The organism is Methylobacterium guangdongense (assembly GCF_038442355.1).
GTDB classification, from domain to species: Bacteria; Pseudomonadota; Alphaproteobacteria; order Rhizobiales; family Beijerinckiaceae; genus Methylobacterium; species Methylobacterium guangdongense.
Genome location: NZ_JBBXMX010000007.1, coordinates 11,627 through 27,893, shown reverse-complemented (window position 1 = coordinate 27,893; position 16,267 = coordinate 11,627). Strand labels below are relative to the sequence as shown.

Sequence of the window (16,267 nt, the reverse complement as noted above, 5' to 3'; positions counted from 1 at the left end):
CCGGATCAGGAGATCGTGCCGAGGGACTTGATCTCGACCCCCCGGGCGATCTCGACATGCGACAGCACGGGGATCGTCGGGAAGAGGCGTTCGATGATCATCCGCACGTAGCCGCGCACCTCCGGCGCGGTGACCAGGGCGAATTTGTGGGACGTCTTCATATGGGCCCGGATCGCCTCCGAGGCCTCCACGCCGAACTGCTCGATCAGCCGCGGATCCATGTCGATCTCCGCCACGTCGCCCTTCGCATCGCGCTTCAGGGCCTGGTGGAAGCTGAGATCCCAGCGCGTCCCGAGGCGCAGGACGTTGAGGACGCCGTTCTCGGCGATGTCGCCGCAGATCTGCTGCGCGACGCGCAGCCGGACATGCTCGGCGATCTGCTCGGCGCGGCGGGCATGGGGGACGATCTCGGCGATGGCCTCGATGATCAGGTGCAGGTTGCGGATCGACACCCGCTCGGCGAGCAGCAGCTTGAGCACCGCCTGCAGGCCCGAATACGAGATCTGCGACGGGCAGATGTCGTCGACCAAGCGCTTGTACTCGGAGTCCAGCCGGTCCATGAGCATCCGCAGGTCCTTGTAGGACAGGAGCTGCGGCAGGTTGTTGCGGATGACCTCGCTGACATGGGTCAGCATGACCGAGTTGCAGTCGATCGGGCTGAAGCCCTCGCGCTTGGCCTCCTGGGCGTAGCCCTCCGGGACCCAGACGGCCCGCATGCCGAAGGCCGGCTCGCGCACCTCCTCGCCGGCAATGGTGGGCAGCGGCCCGTCGCCCACCACGATCAGCATCTCGCCGGGGCGCACCTGCTGCGCGGCGATCACGGTTCCGTGGATGGCGATCTCGTAGGTCTTGCTGCCGACGGTGTGCGATTCGACCAGCTTGATGTCCGGCACCACGAATCCGTATTGCTGCGCGAATTTCCGGCGCATCCGGCCGACCCGGTGGGCCAGCTCCTGCCGGGCGCCCTGGATCTGCACGGCGAGGTGCTTGCCGAGCCGGAGCTCGATCTCGGCGGTCCTGAGCGAGTCCTTGACGGCCTCGCTCTCGCGGCTCTCCAGCAGGCGCTGCTCCTCCTGGGCCTGCGCCTCGGCCTCGACCTTCGATCGCGCGTCGGCGATCCGGCGCGGGATCAGGTAGGCGATGGTGGCCATCAGCGCGCCCAGGAGCGCGAAGGGCACGAACGGCATCCCCGGCATGACCGCGAAGAGGCCCATCATGCCGGCGGAGACGAACAGCGCCCGCGGATAGGCGCCGAGCTGGCCCACGATCGCCTGCTCGGCGGTGCCCTTCGTGCCGCCCTTCGAGACCAGCAGGCCCGCCGCCAGCGACACGATCAGGGCCGGGATCTGCGCAACGAGGCCGTCACCGACGGACAGCTTGGTGAAGACGTCGGCCGCCTTCGCCAGCGGCAGGCCGTGGCGGGTGACGCCGATGATGATCCCGCCGAAGATGTTGACCGCGATGACGATCAGGCTCGCGACCGCCTCGCCGCGCACGAATTTCGACGCTCCGTCCATGGAGCCGAAGAAGGCGCTCTCCTCCTCCATCTCCTGCCGCCGCCGCTGCGCCTCCTTGTCGTCGATGAGGCCCGCCGAGAGATCGGCGTCGATCGCCATCTGCTTGCCGGGAATCGCGTCGAGGGTGAAGCGCGCTCCGACCTCGGCGATGCGGGTGGCGCCCTTGGTGATCACCAGGAAGTTCACCGTGATCAGGATGGCGAACACCACGAGGCCGATCACGAAATCGCCGCCCATGACGAACTGCGAGAAGCCCTGGATCACGTGACCGGCCGCGTCGACGCCGGCATCGCCGTTGGACAGGATCAGGCGCGTGGTCGCGATCCCGAGCGCGAGGCGCAGGAGGGTCGCGATCAGGAGGATGGTCGGGAAGGACGAGAATTCGAGCGGCTTCCGGATCCAGAGCGCCACCATCAGGATCAGGACCGAGAAGGCGATGGAGAGCGCCAGCCCGATATCGATCAGGACCGCCGGGACAGGCAGGAACAGGACCGCGAGGATCGCGATGATCCCGATCGCGAACCACACATCCCGCCGGACCTTGCTCTCCGGCGCCAGCGCTTCAACGCCCGCTGCCACGCTCTCGCCCCTCTCCGTATGAAGGCCGCTTCTGGCTCAGCAAGCTTGCGCCTGGGTTGCGCCGGCCCCGCCCGGCGCGGGGTCCGGTTCGCGCGGCGTCTCAGAAACCGGAGACGATCCGGCCGTAGACCATCTCGGTGAAGGCGTAGATCTGACCCCCGACGAAGGAGCCGGTGAGGATCATGACGACCAGGACGGCCACGATCTTCGGCACGAAGGTGAGGGTCACCTCCTGGATCTGGGTCAGCGCCTGGAACAGGGCGATCAGGATCCCCACCAGCATGGCGGCTCCGACCGCCGGCCCGGAGGCGACGATGATCGTCCAGATGGCGGTGCGGACGAGTTCCAGGGCATCGATCTCGTTCATGGCGGCGAGAACCGCTACGACACGGTCATCCCGACCTCGTACGGCACATCCTTGCCGCTATCGAGATGCGCGACCAGCCCGTCCTTGGTCATCTCGACCGAGGTGACCGTTCCGGTGGTCGTCCGGTCGGCGGAGGTGACGCTGCGGCCGACGAGGTTTCCGGCCTGGGACATGGCCGAGGAGGCGAGCAGCGCGTCGAGCTTGCTGTTGGTGTTGACGCTCTGCTCGACCTGCGAGAACGTCGCCAATTGCCCCATGTACTCCGTCGATTTCATCGGGTCGGTCGGGTTCTGATTCTTCATCTGAGCCATGAGCAACTTGAGGAAGTTGTCGTAGTTCAGCGTCGTCTGCTTCGCCGCGGCCGCCTTCTTTTCGGCGGCCGCCTTGGCTGCGGCGGCCTTCGCTGCGTCTGCGGCCGCGTCGGAGGATCCGGTGTTGATGGCTGCTGACGAGGACATGACTTGATCTCCCTCCTGTGGGGTTGCTCGGGCCGCTGGTCGCTCTCCGCCGCGATGAACGCCGGCCCGGCGGAGAGCGGGTCAAAACAAGGCCGCGCCCTCAGGCGACCTGATGGGTGATCGCGCCCGCGCCCTGGGAGGGCTGTGAACCGTCCGATCCGAAAAGACCCCGCAGGATCCGCAGGACCTCGAAGGGCCGGCCGGCCGTCAGGAAGTTCCGGGCCGCCGCGAGGGCGGAAGTGACCTCTGCGCCGGGATCGCTCGCCACGATGGCGTTGTCGACTTCGGCGTAGGCGTGCCGGACCTGGTCGGCATTGCTCGGATCGATCAGCATCGCCTGCGCGATGAAGTAGAGCTGGCGGATCGGCGTGGTCGCCTGCTCCGCCTGCAGCACATGCGCTTCCATGAGGAACGTGGCGTCGTTGAGCAACTCGATCGTGACCTTGCGGTCCACCCGCAGGACGGCGCCGTTGATGAAGATCCGCTCGTTGCCGCGCAGGCTGAGGTTGATCGAGCGGCTCATTGCAGACCGTCCCGAACGAGCGTGTTCACGTAGATCAGGGCTTCGAAGCCGCTGGCATCGCCCTGCAGGATCTGATCGGCGCGGCTCATGTTCCACAGGCCGATAGAGATCAGATCCGCCCGCAGTTCCATCGGCAGAGCGTTCTCGGGATTGGCCAGATCCTCGATGAGCAGGCTCCACAGGCGCTGCAGGAAACTGGTCGCCTCCTGGCGGACCTCCAGCGGCGTGTTGGCCCCTGCGGCCTGCTTCATCAGTTCGATGGCCCGATCGAAGGCCTCCCGTTCCCGTTCCCGGGCGAGCGCGGGCGATTCATCCATCATCTCCGCGTAAGACGCGCCGTACATCGCAGGAATGCCTCTTGTGTCTAATCTGTGTGTCGGCTCGGCACGGACAAAGTCTCGTCCGCGCTCTATCGGTTCAGAAGAAATCTAATCTATCGAACGTAATCCATCAGGCTCAGTTTATTGACCTGATTCGTCAGGGAATAGGAAATCTCCAGCTGCGTGGTCAGATTTTTGACGCGCCCCGCAGCCTCGACGGGATCGCCGTACTCCAGATTCCTGACGCCTTCCTTCAGGATGGTCTTCTGAATATCCATCTGCGTCCCGATGGTCGTGATGCGGGCCTGTACGGCACCCACATCCGCCTGGATCCCCGTGACCCCCCAGGTCGCCGTGCCGGCGAGACTACGCAGCTTATCGTAGACGACCGCCTGCGTGGTGGAGGACAGGCTCGACAGGCCGATCGAGGAGCCCAGCGAGTACAGCATCGCCAGCTGCCGCAGGGGCTGGACGTTGGCGCTGACGGAGGTGTTCACCGTCTCGTTGCGGGCGATCTCGCTGCGGACCGGCCTGTCGGACGCGCGGGACCAGTTCTTCTGCCACGCCGTGTCGGAGAAGAGCGTCGCGAACGGGCCGCCATCCGCGAGAAACTCCTGCATCTGCGTCGGGGTGATGGTGCTCGATCCCGGCTGCGTGCCGGGCTCGAAGCCGAACTCGGCCTTGAACGCATCCACGAAGGCCTGCTTGGCGTCCGACGTCCCCGAGGTCGTCTCGTAATCCTTGACCGGCACCTGGGCGGTATTGATTCCGCCGAAGAGGTACTGGCCGCCGGTCTGCGTATTCAGCTCGCCGATCAACGCCGTGAGCTTGGAGGATGCAGCCTGCGCGATCGTGGTCGCACTGGCGTCGTTCAGCTTGCCGGGCGTCAGGGTCGCCATGAAGGCCTCCCCGTCCGACCGGGCCCGGTCGAGGGCCTGATAGCCGCTGTTGACCCGGGTGGCGGTCAGCCCGTTGCGCGTCACCTGCGCCTCGATCTCGTCGAGACCCTGGCGCAGATCGAGGGTGAGCCCGGTCCGATATCCCAGCTCGAGACCGACATCGGCGTACCGGCCATCATGCGTGCTCTCGGAATTGGCCTTGTCCAGATCCGCCTGCAGGCGGTTCATGGTCGACCGCGGCGTATTCAGGAAGTTGACCGTCGAGATGAAGGTCGTCTGCATGGCGCTACCTCACCGCATCGAGGAGGGATTGAAGCATCGCGTTGACCGTCGCGATGAGCTTGGCGGAGGCCGCGTAGGACTTCTCCAGCTGGAGCATCGTGGCGACCTCGTCGTCCCGGTTCACGCCGGTGGCGTTCGAGAGGGCCGTGGAGGTGCGGCTCAGGACGGCCGATTCGGTATCCACCTGCGCCGACGCGGCCTTACGGGCCGCCTCAAGCCAGCTGGCCGAAGCCTGGGCGGCCGTCATCACCGAGGCCGTGGTCGGCAGTTCCGAATCGGTCGGAAACGATTGATCCGCCCGGAATGTCGCCTGGAGCGCGCGCAGGTGGTCCGAGAAGGCCGCGTCGCCCGAGGTGTTGTACGTGTAACCCGCCCCGTTCATGCCGCCGTCCCGCACGGTGAACGGGTTCCCACCCTGCTCGGGATCCGCCTTCGCGTTCACCCGGATGCTGGCAGCAAGTCCCACCGCGCCCGCCGTCGGCAGGGTCGGCCCGCCCGTATAGGTCAGAAGGCCCGCCAGGGATGGCTTGGTCGCGTCGATGTTCGTCTCGGCGAAAGCGCTGATGACCCCGCCGGCGATCGCATCGAGCTGCTTCTGGTAGGTGATCGTGACCTCGTCGCGCACCGTCATCTGCCCGACGATGCGCCCGGTCTGGAGCGGCATCAGCGACTTGCTGCCGGTGACCTGCACGCCGTCGATGAACACCGCGTTGCCCGTCGTCCCCGGCGCGAAGACAGAGGTCGGCTGGAACGTCACCGACCGGGCGGTCTTGTCGAACAGCGGCGAGCCGTTGTCGGCGTAGATCGCCATATCGTTGTTGGCCCGGACCACCGTGGTGATACCGAGTTCCTGCGACAGCTGCGCGAGGATCTTGTCGCGGTTGTCCAGCGCGTCGCTGATGTCGGCCCCGGTGACCGTCCCGGTCATCACCGCCCGGTTGGCCTTGTCGAACTGCGTCAGCAGGTCATTGATCGTCACGACGGAATCGTTGATTTCATCGTCCGCGTTCTTGCGCACGGACTGGACCGTGGTGCTGGCCTCGTTCATCGCCCGGGCCAGATCCTTCGCGGCGGCGACCGCGGCCTTGGCGAGGTTCTGGTCGTTGGGCTGATTCGCGGCATTGCTCAGCGCCTGGTTCAGGGCGCTGAGCTTGGCGGCCATGGAGCCGTCCGCCTCCGTGTCGCCGACCGTCTGCTCCAGGCTCTTCAGGGCGTCGAGGATCGCCTTGCGCCCGGCCAGATCCGACGTGCTGTTGATCATCTTGTCGAACAGGGCCGTGTTGCTGACCCGGTTGACGACGACCCGGACGGGCCCGTCCGTCGTGACCAGCGACGCGACCTTGCGCGAATAGGCCGCGTCGCCGACCCCCGCGACGTTGCGGGACACGGTGTCGGTCTGCAGCCCGTTCGCCGACAGGGAGCCGCGTGCGGTGTTCAGGGCAACGGAGAGACTCATCTCGCGCGTCCTCTCGATCCTCGGCTCAGCGCTTCAGGTTGACCAGGGTTTCGAGCATCTCGGTGCCGGTCTGGAACACCTTCGAGTTGGCGCCGTAGCTGGTCTGCGAGGCGATCATGGTCGCGAGCTCGTCGCCCAGGTCGACCGTGGATTGCTCGAGCCTGCTGCCGAGGATCGAACCGCGGCCGCCGATATTGGGGAAGCCCGTGCGCGCAAGTCCGGACGTGCTGCTGACATCGTAAACGTTGCCCGCGCGCGGGGTGAGGTTGTCCGGGCTCGCAACCGTCGCCAGCGGTATCTTGTAAGCCGCGTAGCGCGAGCTGTCCTCGTAGACCGCGTAGACCGTTCCGTCCGCGGCCACATCCACGCTCTTCACGGCGCTCGGCGCGTTGCCGTCGATGGCGGTCGTCTCCATGCTGTACTTGCCGGCGTTCTGCGTGATCGACGACAGGTCGAGGGTGAAGGGCTGGCCGTTGGTAACGGTCCAGCTCAGTTTCTGGCTGCTGGTTGGTTTGCCGAAGCTGTCGAAGGTCATCGTCGCCGTATTGCCGAGCTGCTTGCCGGTGGTGCGGTCGTAAGCTGCCGCCTGCCACGCGCCGTCAGCCGACTTTTGGAAATAGAGGTCGACCATGGATGATCGACCGGCATTGTCGTAAGTCGTAAGTGAATAGGTCTTCGCGTAATTTTTGTCGCTGACCGCCCCGCCGATCGGGGTGTCGATATTGAGATTGCCTGCCAGCGTTCCGGCCGTCGAAGGCGTCGTCTTACCCGCAAGGTTCGAGATGTTGACCGGAACGAGCCCGTCATAGCTGTTCAGCGACACCTTCGGATCGCCGTTGGCTAGACTATAGCCCTGCAGCGACATGCCGGCCGCGTTGATGAGGTTACCCGTCGGGCCGTCGATGACGTAATTGCCCGCCCGGGTGAGGTGGGGGGTGCCACCCCGATCCTTGACGATGAAGAACCCCTCCCCCTGGATCGCCAGATCGGTGCTGGAGGTCGTCTGCTGTGTCGTGCCCTGATTGTTGGGGCCGCCGATCCCATACCGCACGGTCGTGCTGACAGAGCCGGCATTGTACGAGCCCGCGTTCGAATCGGTCAGCATGGACGAGAACTGCGTGTTCCCCCGCTTGTAGCCGACCGTGTTCTGATTCTGGATGTTGTCCGCCACAACGCCCAGACGGTTCGTCTGTGCGTTCATTCCGGACACGCCGGCGTTCAGCACCCCGTACAGACCCATGGTCAGAACTCCTCGTCGAAAAACTTGCTTGAACTCAGAACAGGGTTCGCTTGCGCGAGGCTTTCCCCACCGAGGCGCGTCAACCCCGCAGGGCGTTGGCGAGGTCCAGGAAGGCGTCGTAGCTCTCCGGCTCGGTCGGGTCCTGCCGCAGGGCGGCGTAGATCTTGGGGATCAGCGCGACCGCTTGATCGAGCTCGGGGTCGGTCCCCGCGTGGTAGCCGCCCATCAGGCGCAGGTCCCGGGAATCCTCGTACCGGGCGATCATGCCCTTGAGCGTGCGGACCAGCTCCCGCTGCTGCGGCGTCCAGACCAGTTCGGCGAGGCGCGAGATCGAGCCGAGCAGGTTGATCGCCGGGTAGCGGCCCTGGTCGGCGATCGCCCGGTCGAGGACGATGTGCCCGTCCAGCGTCCCGCGGATACTGTCGGCCACGGGATCGTTGTGGTCGTCGCCGTCGATCAGCACCGAGAAGATGCCGGTGATCGTGCCCCCGCCTTCCAGGCCCGGCCCCGCCCGCTCCAGCAGGCGCGGCAGGTCGCCGAACACGCTCGGCGGGTAGCCCCGCGCCACCGGCGGCTCGCCCGCCGCCAGGGCGACCTCCCGGGCCGCGTGGGCGAATCGGGTCACCGAATCGACCATGAGCAGCACCGACTGGCCCTGATCCCGGAAATACTCCGCGACCGCGACCGCGAGCTTCGGGGCCTGCCGGCGCATCATCGGGCTCTCGTCGCCGGTCGCCACCACCACCACCGAGCGGGGGCGGCTCTCCAGGATCGGCCCCTCCAGGAATTCCCGAACCTCGCGCCCGCGCTCGCCCACCAGGGCGACCACCACGGCGTCGAAGCCGGTGCACCGGGCGAGCATCGACAGCAGTGTCGACTTGCCGACGCCCGAGCCCGCGAAGATCCCCATGCGCTGGGCCGCGCAGAGGGGCGTGAACAGGTCGATCGCCCGGACCCCGGTGCGCAGCGGCTGGTCCACCCGCCCCCGGCGCATCGCCGGGGGCGGGTCGGCGTCGAGCGGCATGGCGCGCTCGCCCCGGGGCAGCGGCCCCATCCCGTCGATCGGCTGCCCGAGGGCGTTGATCACACGATCCTTCCAGCCCTCGCAGGGCCGGGGTGCCACGGTCGCCACCCGGTAGGCCGGCGATCCGAGGCCGGCCTCGATCCGGCCCTCGAACGGTTTGAGGATCACGCCATCCTCGTCGATCCGCACCACCTCGCCGTCCAGCGGACGCCCCGCCGCCTCGATCCGCATGCGGTCGCCGAGCCGCAGCAGCGGCGTGGCGATGCGGATCCGGCAATGGCCGAACCCGATCTCCCGCACGGTGCCGCCGACCCGGACGAGGGGATGCTCGTCCCGATCCTCCAGCCCGTCGGCGAGGCGATCCAGCGCGTTCATCGCGATCCCCAAAGGCCCCCGGCGCCGATCCGGCCGCCTACGCGGCCGATCCGACGAGCCCGCGGATCGCGTCCTGCAGCGAGGATTCCGATTCCGAGACCGCCGCAGCCGCGCTCTGGAAGGTGCGGGTGAGTTCGATCAGCCGTGCCATCTCCATCACGGGATTGACGTTGGCGCCCTCCTGAAAACCCTGCTGCACCCGGACCGTGGTCTCGCCGCGCTGATTGAAGTCGAGGATCGGCACCCCCGGCCGGTCGGACGCCACCGCGCCGCCGTTGACGCGGGTCAGCGTCGCGGCCGGATCGAGGCGGAACACGCCGAGCGCGCCGATCTGGTTGACGCCCTGGGTGATGATCCCGTCCAGGCCGATCGTGATCGGCGGCCCCTCCGGATCCACCGTGAGCGGCGACCCGCCCGGGTCCAGGATCGGGCGCCCGCTGAGATCCTGCAGATCGCCGGCGGCCGAGATCTGCATGCGGCCGTCACGGGTGTAGACCGTGCCCTGGCCCCCCCGTACCGCCAGCCAGCCGTCGCCGTTGAGCCCGACATCGAGGGGCGAATCGGTCTTGGTCAGGGGGCCGCCCCGGCGCGACAGGAACGTGTCCCCCGGCGTGGCGAATGCGACCTCGCGCTTGCCCGCCTGCGACAGGATCGTCCCGAACTTCACCTCCTCGGCGCGGTAGCCCGCCGTCCCCAGATTGGCGACGTTGGTCGCCACCGTATTCAGGCGCTGTTCGAGCGCCAGCTGGGCCGACAGCGAGACATAGAGCGACGACTGCATCTCAGAAGCCTCCGCGGATGTTCTGCAGGCTGAGCAGTACGTCCGAATCGAGCGCGGAAACGGAGTTCGTCAGCAACGCGAAGGCCGGTGCCGGGGACGCGTTTTGCTTGGAATCCCACAGGAGGGTGAAGCGCTTGATGAACTGATCGAGCTTGGCCGGATCCTTGAGGCTGCTCAGGTCGATCTTGCGCTCGACCAGCCGGGCCTGGGTTTCGATGCTGCTCTTGGCGGCTTCCGCCGGCAGGCCGATCGCCGTCCGCACGACTTCGGCCAGGGCCGGATCAGCCAGCAGACCGTAGGCCGACTTGACGGTCCCGACCTTGCGCCGGAAATACAGCGCGAGCCGAGTGCCCTCGTTCTCGGCGCCGGCATCGTCCTCCATCGACTGCTGGATATAGCTGTTGACCGTCGCGGTACGCGCGTCGTCGCGCAGGGCCGTGAACTTGTCGAGGAGGCCGTTGAGTTTCTTCGGGTCCTGTAGGCTTGCGACGTCGAGCTTCTGGCCGATCAGCTTGGCCTGATCCTCGGTCTTGCGTGATGTCATATCGGCGGGAAGACCGAGGACGTTCGCAAGGACGTTGGTCACGATGGGGTCGTTGACGATGTCCTGCGCGGAATGCGCGGCCGTGAGCTTGACCCGGACATAATCCTTCAACTTCCCGATCTCCGCGCCCGACGCCGCATAGGTGCCGACCGGCCGGTAATACGGATCGATGATGGCCTTGCGGCCCGCCTGGCGGGCCGCCCGGTAGTGGTCGATCACGTCGACCATCAGTCCAGGATCTTGGAACGTCGTCGCGTCGAACTTGCTCTCGATCTGCCGGGCCTGCGTCCAGGCGTCGTCGTCCGCCGAGGCCGGAGGCAGGCCGACGGCCGTACGGACGAAGGCCGACAGCTTAGAGTCTGCGGCAATGTCTTCCGGAGTTTTGGTATATTCAGCCAATTTATAGACGTAATCAACCGTATTTTCAGTCTCAATGTCGTATTCGCCGCGCTTTTGCTGTACGGTCTTGAGCCCGCCGAACTGGTCGATCAGCGCCCGTGTTTCGTCGTCCAGCTTCATCGGCTTGGCCGGGTCATCGCCGTATTCTCGGAAGTTGAACGCCGCCGCGAAGTCCTGATAGCGGGAATCCTGCAGCCGGTTGACCAGGATGCGCCCGTTGGCGTCGGCTTCGCCCAGCAAGACCTTCCGTATGAAGCCCTTGTTGGGGATCATGTCGTCCAGCCCGTAGGCCTTCATGGCAAAGGTATAGAGGCGCTGATTGCCGAGGAAATCGTCGATCGTCTTGACCTTGCCGATGTTGTCCTGAAAATACTGAATGTCCTTCTTGGTTGCAGGTTCTGAGGCTTTTTTTGTGACGGATGCTGAGAAATTCGAAGTTAAAATTCTGTAATCAGTGAAGGTCGAGAACATGGTGTGGGTCCTTCAACTGGAGGTATGGGCTGGATTTTCTGTGGCCCATCCTGACAGAACCTTGCACAAACCGGAAGTCAGAATGTGCGCTTGCCCTGAAAAGCTGCTCCAGCCTTGCGCAAGCATGGCGCTCTAGGAGCCGGATCCTGTCGGCCCGGGTTTGAGGACACCACGTGTGAGTATCATCATCGGCCTGCTGATCGCGGTCGTCTGCGTGGGCGGCGGTTTCGCCGCCATGGGCGGCCACCTCACGGTGATCTGGCAGCCCTTCGAGTTCATCATCCTCGGGGGGGCGTCCGTCGGGTCCTACGTGGTCGCCAATTCGACCAAGGTGGTCCTGGGTACGGGCAACGCGATCATGGACGGCGCGCTCAACCGGATCCCCAAGAAGGAGGATTACCTCCAGCTGCTCGGCCTCATGTTCGCGCTGACCCGGGAGCTGCGCTCCAAGCCGCGCAACGAGGTGGAGGCGCATCTGGAGGATCCGGCGAATTCCGAGATCTTCAAGGCCTATCCGAAGGTGACCCGCGATCCGGAACTGCAGCTGTTCATCTGCGACTACGTGCGCCTCATCCTCATCGGCAACGCGCGCTCCTACGAGATCGAGGCGCTGATGGAGGAGGAGATCGCCATCCACCGCAGCGACAAGCTGAAGGTCTACAGCGCGCTGACCGGCATGGCCGACGGGCTGCCGGCGCTGGGCATCGTCGCGGCGATCCTCGGCATCGTGAAGGCGATGGGCGCCCTCGATCAGTCCCCGGCCCTGCTGGGCGGCCTGATCGGCTCGGCCCTGGTGGGCACCTTCACCGGCATCTTCGTGTCCTACGGCCTGATCGGGCCGGTCGCCACCAAGATCAAGGTCGTCCGCGAGACGCAGGCGCGGGTCTACATCATCGTGAAGCAGACCCTGCTGGCCTATATGAACGGCGCCCTGCCGCAGATCGCCGTCGAGCACGGCCGCAAGGCGATCACGGCCGCCTACCGGCCGACGATCGACGAGGTCGAGCAGGCCACGATCACGGGCGGATCGCGCGGCGGCGACGCCGCGCGCGAGGCGGCCTGATCATGGACAAGCAACAGGCCGCCGCGGCCGACATTCGGGACCGGCTGCTGGACGCAGCCGGCCTCTCCCTCGAACGCCTGCCGATGCTGCACGTGATCCTGGACCGGGTCGCGACCGCCTGCGCCGACCAGCTCCGGCACTTCGCCGCGTCCCCGATCTACTTTTCGCTGAGCAACGTCGACACCCAGCGCTTCGGCGACATCCTCGAACCCTACGAGTCGAACGCCATCGCCGGCATCTTCCACGCGGCGGAATGGGACAGCCACGTGCTGGTCGGCTTCGACCGGGACTTCATCTTCACGATGGTGGAGGTCCTGCTCGGCTCCGACGGGTCCGAGCCGCCGCTGAACGAGGAGCGGTCGTTCTCGAGCATCGAGATGCGGATTGCCCAACGCCTGTTCGAGCAGATCGGCAAGGCGATGCAGACGGCCTTCTCGCTGGTGGCCGACACGCCGTTCAAGCTGGAGCGGACCGAACTGCGGATGGATTTCGCGGTCATCGGCCGCCGGAACAACCAGGCGGTGGCGGCGAGCTTCCTCCTGCAAGCGCTCAACCGCGGCGGCGAGATGTTCATCATCATCCCGCAATCCGTCCTGAACCCGATGCGCCAGAGCCTGGCGCGGATCCTGGTCGGCGAGACCTCGGCCCGGGATTCCAAGTGGACCAAGCAGATCGCCACCGAGGTGCAGAAGACCCCGGTGACGCTGAAGGCGATCCTGGAGGAGCGGCCCCTGACCCTGGGTGAGATCACCGATCTGAAGGTCGGGCAGGTGCTGGAACTGCGGGCCACGCCGCGCAGCCGCGCCAAGCTCGTGGGCAACGACCGCGACCTGTTCTGGTGCGACGTCGGACAGTCGGATGGCGGCATCGTCCTGCGCGTGGACCGCTACATCGATCAGGACCAGGAGTTTATCGACGATGTTCTCGCCCGCTGAGGCCCTGCTCTTCGCCGCGCTGGTGGCGACGACCGCCTGCCTCGTGCCCATGTACATGCGGCTGAAGCGCCTGGATCGCTACCATGCCCAGTATCGCGACATGGTCGACTGGAGCGCCACCGCCCTGGTCGGGGCGAGCAATGCCGTGCAGTCCTTCGCCCAGGATGGGCGGATGGTCCTGGAGGACCTGAGCCGCGAGATCGAGTCCGCGAAGGCGGCCCTCGACGAGCTCAGGGCGGAGCGGCTCAGGTTGACGAGCGCTGCGCAGCCCGCCGCGCCGGCCCAGGGGCCGGCGGTTGGCACCGGCCTGACCGGCGCCTGAGACCAGCGCCCCGGCGGCTCCCCTGCCCCGGGGGCCCTCCCCTCGGCCGCGCGGCCGTCCCCCTCTCAAGGAGTGCCCGATGTCACCGCCCCCAGACCAGCCCGCTGCCGATTCCGGATCCGGCCATAGCGACAGCCTGTTCGCGAAGATCGAGGCCCATGCCGTTGAGCAGCAGGCGAAGGACGAGCGCCTGGGCAGCGGCCGCAACCTCGATTCGATCCTGCGGATCCCGGTGCTGATGCAGGTGGTCCTGGGCTCGGCCACGATGCCGGTCGCCAACCTGATGAAGCTGGGGCGGGGCGCGATCGTCCCGCTCGATCACCGGGTCGGCGAGCCCGTCGATGTCGTCGTGAACGGGCGCGTCATCGCCCGGGGCGAGGTTGTCGTGGTCGAGGACGACAATTCGCGCTTCGGCGTATCCCTCACCGAGATCGTCGGCTCCGCCCCGGCCGAAGCCGCCGGCTGACAGGACGCACCTTCATGGCCGCAGGTCCCGTGTCCAAGTCCGCCGTCAGGGTCCTGACGCCGTCCGAGGAGGTCGCCGCCGTCCTCATCGCGATGAACAAGAGCACCTCCAGCCGGCTGGTCAAATACTTCGACGCCACGGAGCTGAAGCAGATCACGCGTGCCGTGGCGCAGCTGGGTCCGGTGCCGCGCGATCAGCTCGAAGTGCTCATCGAGCAGGTCGCCTCCCTGTTCGCCGACGGCGCCAATCTGATCGGGACGGCCCGGGAGATGGAGAAGCTCCTGGACGGGGTCCTGCCGCCGGAGCAGATCGCCGAACTCATGTCCGACGTCCTCGGGGCGGGCGAGCGCTCGATCTGGGACCGGATCTCGAACGGGTCGGAGACCGCTTTGGCGTCCTACCTGATGAAGGAGCATCCGCAGACGGTTGCGCTCGTCTTGTCGAAGGTCAAGCCGGCCTGTGCCGCCAAGGTGATGGCGCAATTCCCGGCCGGCCTGCGCAACGGGGTCATGCGGCGGATGCTGACCTTCAAGCCGATCGTCGAGGCGACGATGAAGATGATCGAGCAGACGATCCACGAGGAGTTCATGATCAACCTCGCGCGCAACGCCGCGGCGGATACGCACTCGCGGATGGCGGACATCATCAACAAGATGGAGCGCCAGAACATGGAGGAGGTTCTCGACAACCTCTCGCAGTCGCGACCGAAGTCGGCCGAGATCCTGAAAAGCCTGTTGTTCACGTTCGACGACATCATCAACATGACCCCGCGGGCGCGCACGGCCCTGTTCGATCAGATTCCGCACGAGAAGGTCATTCTGGCGCTGAAGGGCACGAATCCCCAGCTGCGCGGTGTGGTGCTCAGCGGCCTGACCGCCCGCGCCCGGCGCCTCGTCGAGCACGAACTCGACGGCGGCGAGCCCGCCTCCCAGCGGGACGTGCTCGAGGCCCGGCGCGCGATCACCGACCAGGCCCTGGAAATGGCGGCCCGCGGCGAGATCGAACTCAACGCGTCCGATACGGAAGACACCTACATCCGCTAGTGCCGTGCGCGATCGCCCTGCCGCCGGGGCCGGCCCTGCGCCCAGGCCGGCCCACACCCTCCCCCGCCGAAGCGGCCGCCACCTCCGTGGCGGGCGCATGAGACCGAGCTGCCGCGATGGCCGACGACAAGGAGAGCAAAACCGAGGCCGCGAGCGACAAGAAGATCAGCGAGGCGATCGCGCAGGGCAACATTCCGTTCTCCCGGGAGGCGCCGGTTTTCGCCTCGATCCTGGGCCTGCTGCTGTTTCTGGTGTTCGTGGCGCGGGATCAGGGTGTCCCACTCCTGCAGCGGCTCGCCCTGATCCTCGAGCAGCCGCGCAATTTCCGGGTGGAGACCAGCCGGGATGCCACGCACTTGATCTACGCGCTGTCGCTGGAGATGGGGCGTTTCCTGCTGCCGGTCCTGCTGATGCTGCTCGTCGCCGGGATCGCGGCCTCCGTCTTTCAGAACGTGCCTCAGATCGTGTTTGATCGCATCCAGCCGCAATGGTCCCGAATCTCACCCTTCAGCGGGTGGGGCCGGATGTTCAGTTTGCAAGCTGTCGTTGAGTTCGGGAAAAGTCTGTTCAAATTCCTGGCGATCAGCAGCATGTCGTTCATGGTGCTGAGTGCCGACCGGCACGAGATCGTGAATGTCATGTTTATGGATCCGATCGGGCTGCCCGAATTCCTGCTGACCCTGTCGGTTCGCCTCGTCTCGGCGGTGAGCGTGGCGACGATCGCGTTGGTGGCGGGCGATCTGGTCTGGACCCGGGTGCGATGGCAGCGCGACCTGCGGATGTCGAAGCAGGAGCTGAAGGACGAGTTCAAGCAGACCGAAGGCGATCCGGCCGTCAAGGCGAAGATGCGCTCGATCGCCAGGGATCGGATGCGCAAGCAGATGATGGCCGCGGTGCCCCGCGCCACGATGATCCTGGCCAACCCGACGCACTATGCCATCGCGCTACGCTACGATCAGAACGAGAACGACGCCCCGATGGTGCTGGCCAAGGGCACGGACCTGATCGCCCTGCGCATCCGGGAGATCGCCGAGAAGAACCGGATCGAGGTCGTGATCGACAAGGCCCTGACGCGGGCGATGTACGACCACGTGGAGATCAACCAGACCATCCCGGCGGAATTCTACCGCGCGGTGGCCAATCTCCTCGTCTACGTCATGACGCGCAAGCGCCGCTGACCGGCTCGGCCTGTTCGAACCGGGA

The 16,267-nt window shown here is 66.3% G+C and carries 17 protein-coding genes; 6 read left to right on the top strand and 11 right to left on the bottom strand.

The window, feature by feature from the left end; translation table 11 throughout:
• Positions 1-5 precede the first annotated feature (5 nt).
• From flhA to AAHG09_RS15030, 11 genes are all read right to left on the bottom strand, one after another.
• On the bottom strand, positions 6-2,096 hold the full coding sequence (gene flhA / locus AAHG09_RS15080) for a flagellar biosynthesis protein FlhA (RefSeq protein ID WP_342108190.1): 2,091 nt from the start codon (positions 2,094-2,096) through the stop codon (positions 6-8).
• Positions 2,097-2,196: 100 nt separating this feature from the next.
• Positions 2,197-2,463 carry a flagellar biosynthesis protein FliQ gene (gene fliQ, locus AAHG09_RS15075; protein ID WP_342108189.1) on the bottom strand — a complete coding sequence of 89 codons (267 nt, stop codon included), beginning with the start codon at positions 2,461-2,463 and terminating at the stop codon, positions 2,197-2,199.
• Positions 2,464-2,477: 14 nt separating this feature from the next.
• On the bottom strand, positions 2,478-2,921 hold the full coding sequence (gene flgD, locus AAHG09_RS15070; protein ID WP_342108188.1) for a flagellar hook assembly protein FlgD: 444 nt from the start codon (positions 2,919-2,921) through the stop codon (positions 2,478-2,480).
• A 100-nt stretch (positions 2,922-3,021) separates the two neighbouring features.
• Positions 3,022-3,444 (bottom strand): flagellar biosynthesis repressor FlbT, encoded by a 423-nt coding sequence (gene flbT, locus AAHG09_RS15065; protein ID WP_342108187.1) that lies wholly within the window; start codon positions 3,442-3,444, stop codon positions 3,022-3,024.
• On the bottom strand, positions 3,441-3,788 hold the full coding sequence (flaF, locus tag AAHG09_RS15060) for a flagellar biosynthesis regulator FlaF (RefSeq protein ID WP_342108186.1): 348 nt from the start codon (positions 3,786-3,788) through the stop codon (positions 3,441-3,443). The genes flbT and flaF overlap by 4 nt, the downstream gene beginning before the upstream one ends.
• An 89-nt stretch (positions 3,789-3,877) precedes the next feature.
• On the bottom strand, positions 3,878-4,945 hold the full coding sequence (locus tag AAHG09_RS15055; RefSeq protein WP_342108184.1) for a flagellar hook-associated family protein: 1,068 nt from the start codon (positions 4,943-4,945) through the stop codon (positions 3,878-3,880).
• A gap of 4 nt (positions 4,946-4,949) precedes the next feature.
• Positions 4,950-6,401, bottom strand: a complete 1,452-nt coding sequence (gene flgK, locus AAHG09_RS15050; protein ID WP_342108183.1) for a flagellar hook-associated protein FlgK — start codon at positions 6,399-6,401, stop codon at positions 4,950-4,952.
• A gap of 25 nt (positions 6,402-6,426) precedes the next feature.
• A complete protein-coding gene (locus AAHG09_RS15045) occupies positions 6,427-7,641 on the bottom strand; it encodes a flagellar hook protein FlgE (RefSeq protein ID WP_342108182.1) in 1,215 nt (404 codons plus the stop codon).
• A 79-nt stretch (positions 7,642-7,720) separates the two neighbouring features.
• A complete protein-coding gene (gene fliI, locus AAHG09_RS15040) occupies positions 7,721-9,040 on the bottom strand; it encodes a flagellar protein export ATPase FliI (protein ID WP_342108181.1) in 1,320 nt (439 codons plus the stop codon).
• 37 nt (positions 9,041-9,077) lie between these two features.
• Positions 9,078-9,821 (bottom strand): flagellar basal-body rod protein FlgF, encoded by a 744-nt coding sequence (flgF, locus tag AAHG09_RS15035; RefSeq protein WP_342108180.1) that lies wholly within the window; start codon positions 9,819-9,821, stop codon positions 9,078-9,080.
• A 1-nt stretch (position 9,822) separates the two neighbouring features.
• Positions 9,823-11,235, bottom strand: coding sequence for a DUF1217 domain-containing protein (locus AAHG09_RS15030; RefSeq protein WP_342108179.1), 1,413 nt, complete (start codon positions 11,233-11,235; stop codon positions 9,823-9,825).
• A gap of 175 nt (positions 11,236-11,410) precedes the next feature.
• On the opposite strand from AAHG09_RS15030, the gene motA reads away from it, so the two are divergent.
• The 6 genes from motA (at position 11,411) to flhB (ending at position 16,242) form a co-directional block, all read left to right on the top strand.
• Positions 11,411-12,298, top strand: coding sequence for a flagellar motor stator protein MotA (gene motA / locus AAHG09_RS15025; RefSeq protein ID WP_342108177.1), 888 nt, complete (start codon positions 11,411-11,413; stop codon positions 12,296-12,298).
• 2 nt (positions 12,299-12,300) lie between these two features.
• On the top strand, positions 12,301-13,233 hold the full coding sequence (locus AAHG09_RS15020; protein ID WP_342108176.1) for a flagellar motor switch protein FliM: 933 nt from the start codon (positions 12,301-12,303) through the stop codon (positions 13,231-13,233).
• Positions 13,217-13,555, top strand: coding sequence for a hypothetical protein (locus AAHG09_RS15015; protein ID WP_342108175.1), 339 nt, complete (start codon positions 13,217-13,219; stop codon positions 13,553-13,555). Before AAHG09_RS15020 ends, AAHG09_RS15015 begins: the two co-directional genes overlap by 17 nt.
• A 79-nt stretch (positions 13,556-13,634) precedes the next feature.
• Positions 13,635-14,021 carry a flagellar motor switch protein FliN gene (fliN, locus tag AAHG09_RS15010; protein ID WP_342108173.1) on the top strand — a complete coding sequence of 129 codons (387 nt, stop codon included), beginning with the start codon at positions 13,635-13,637 and terminating at the stop codon, positions 14,019-14,021.
• Between the two features lie 14 nt (positions 14,022-14,035).
• Positions 14,036-15,064, top strand: coding sequence for a flagellar motor switch protein FliG (locus tag AAHG09_RS15005; protein WP_342108171.1), 1,029 nt, complete (start codon positions 14,036-14,038; stop codon positions 15,062-15,064).
• A gap of 116 nt (positions 15,065-15,180) precedes the next feature.
• Positions 15,181-16,242: a flagellar biosynthesis protein FlhB gene (gene flhB / locus AAHG09_RS15000; protein ID WP_342108170.1), complete on the top strand. Its 1,062-nt coding sequence runs from the start codon at positions 15,181-15,183 to the stop codon at positions 16,240-16,242.
• The last annotated feature ends 25 nt before the right edge of the window (positions 16,243-16,267 follow it).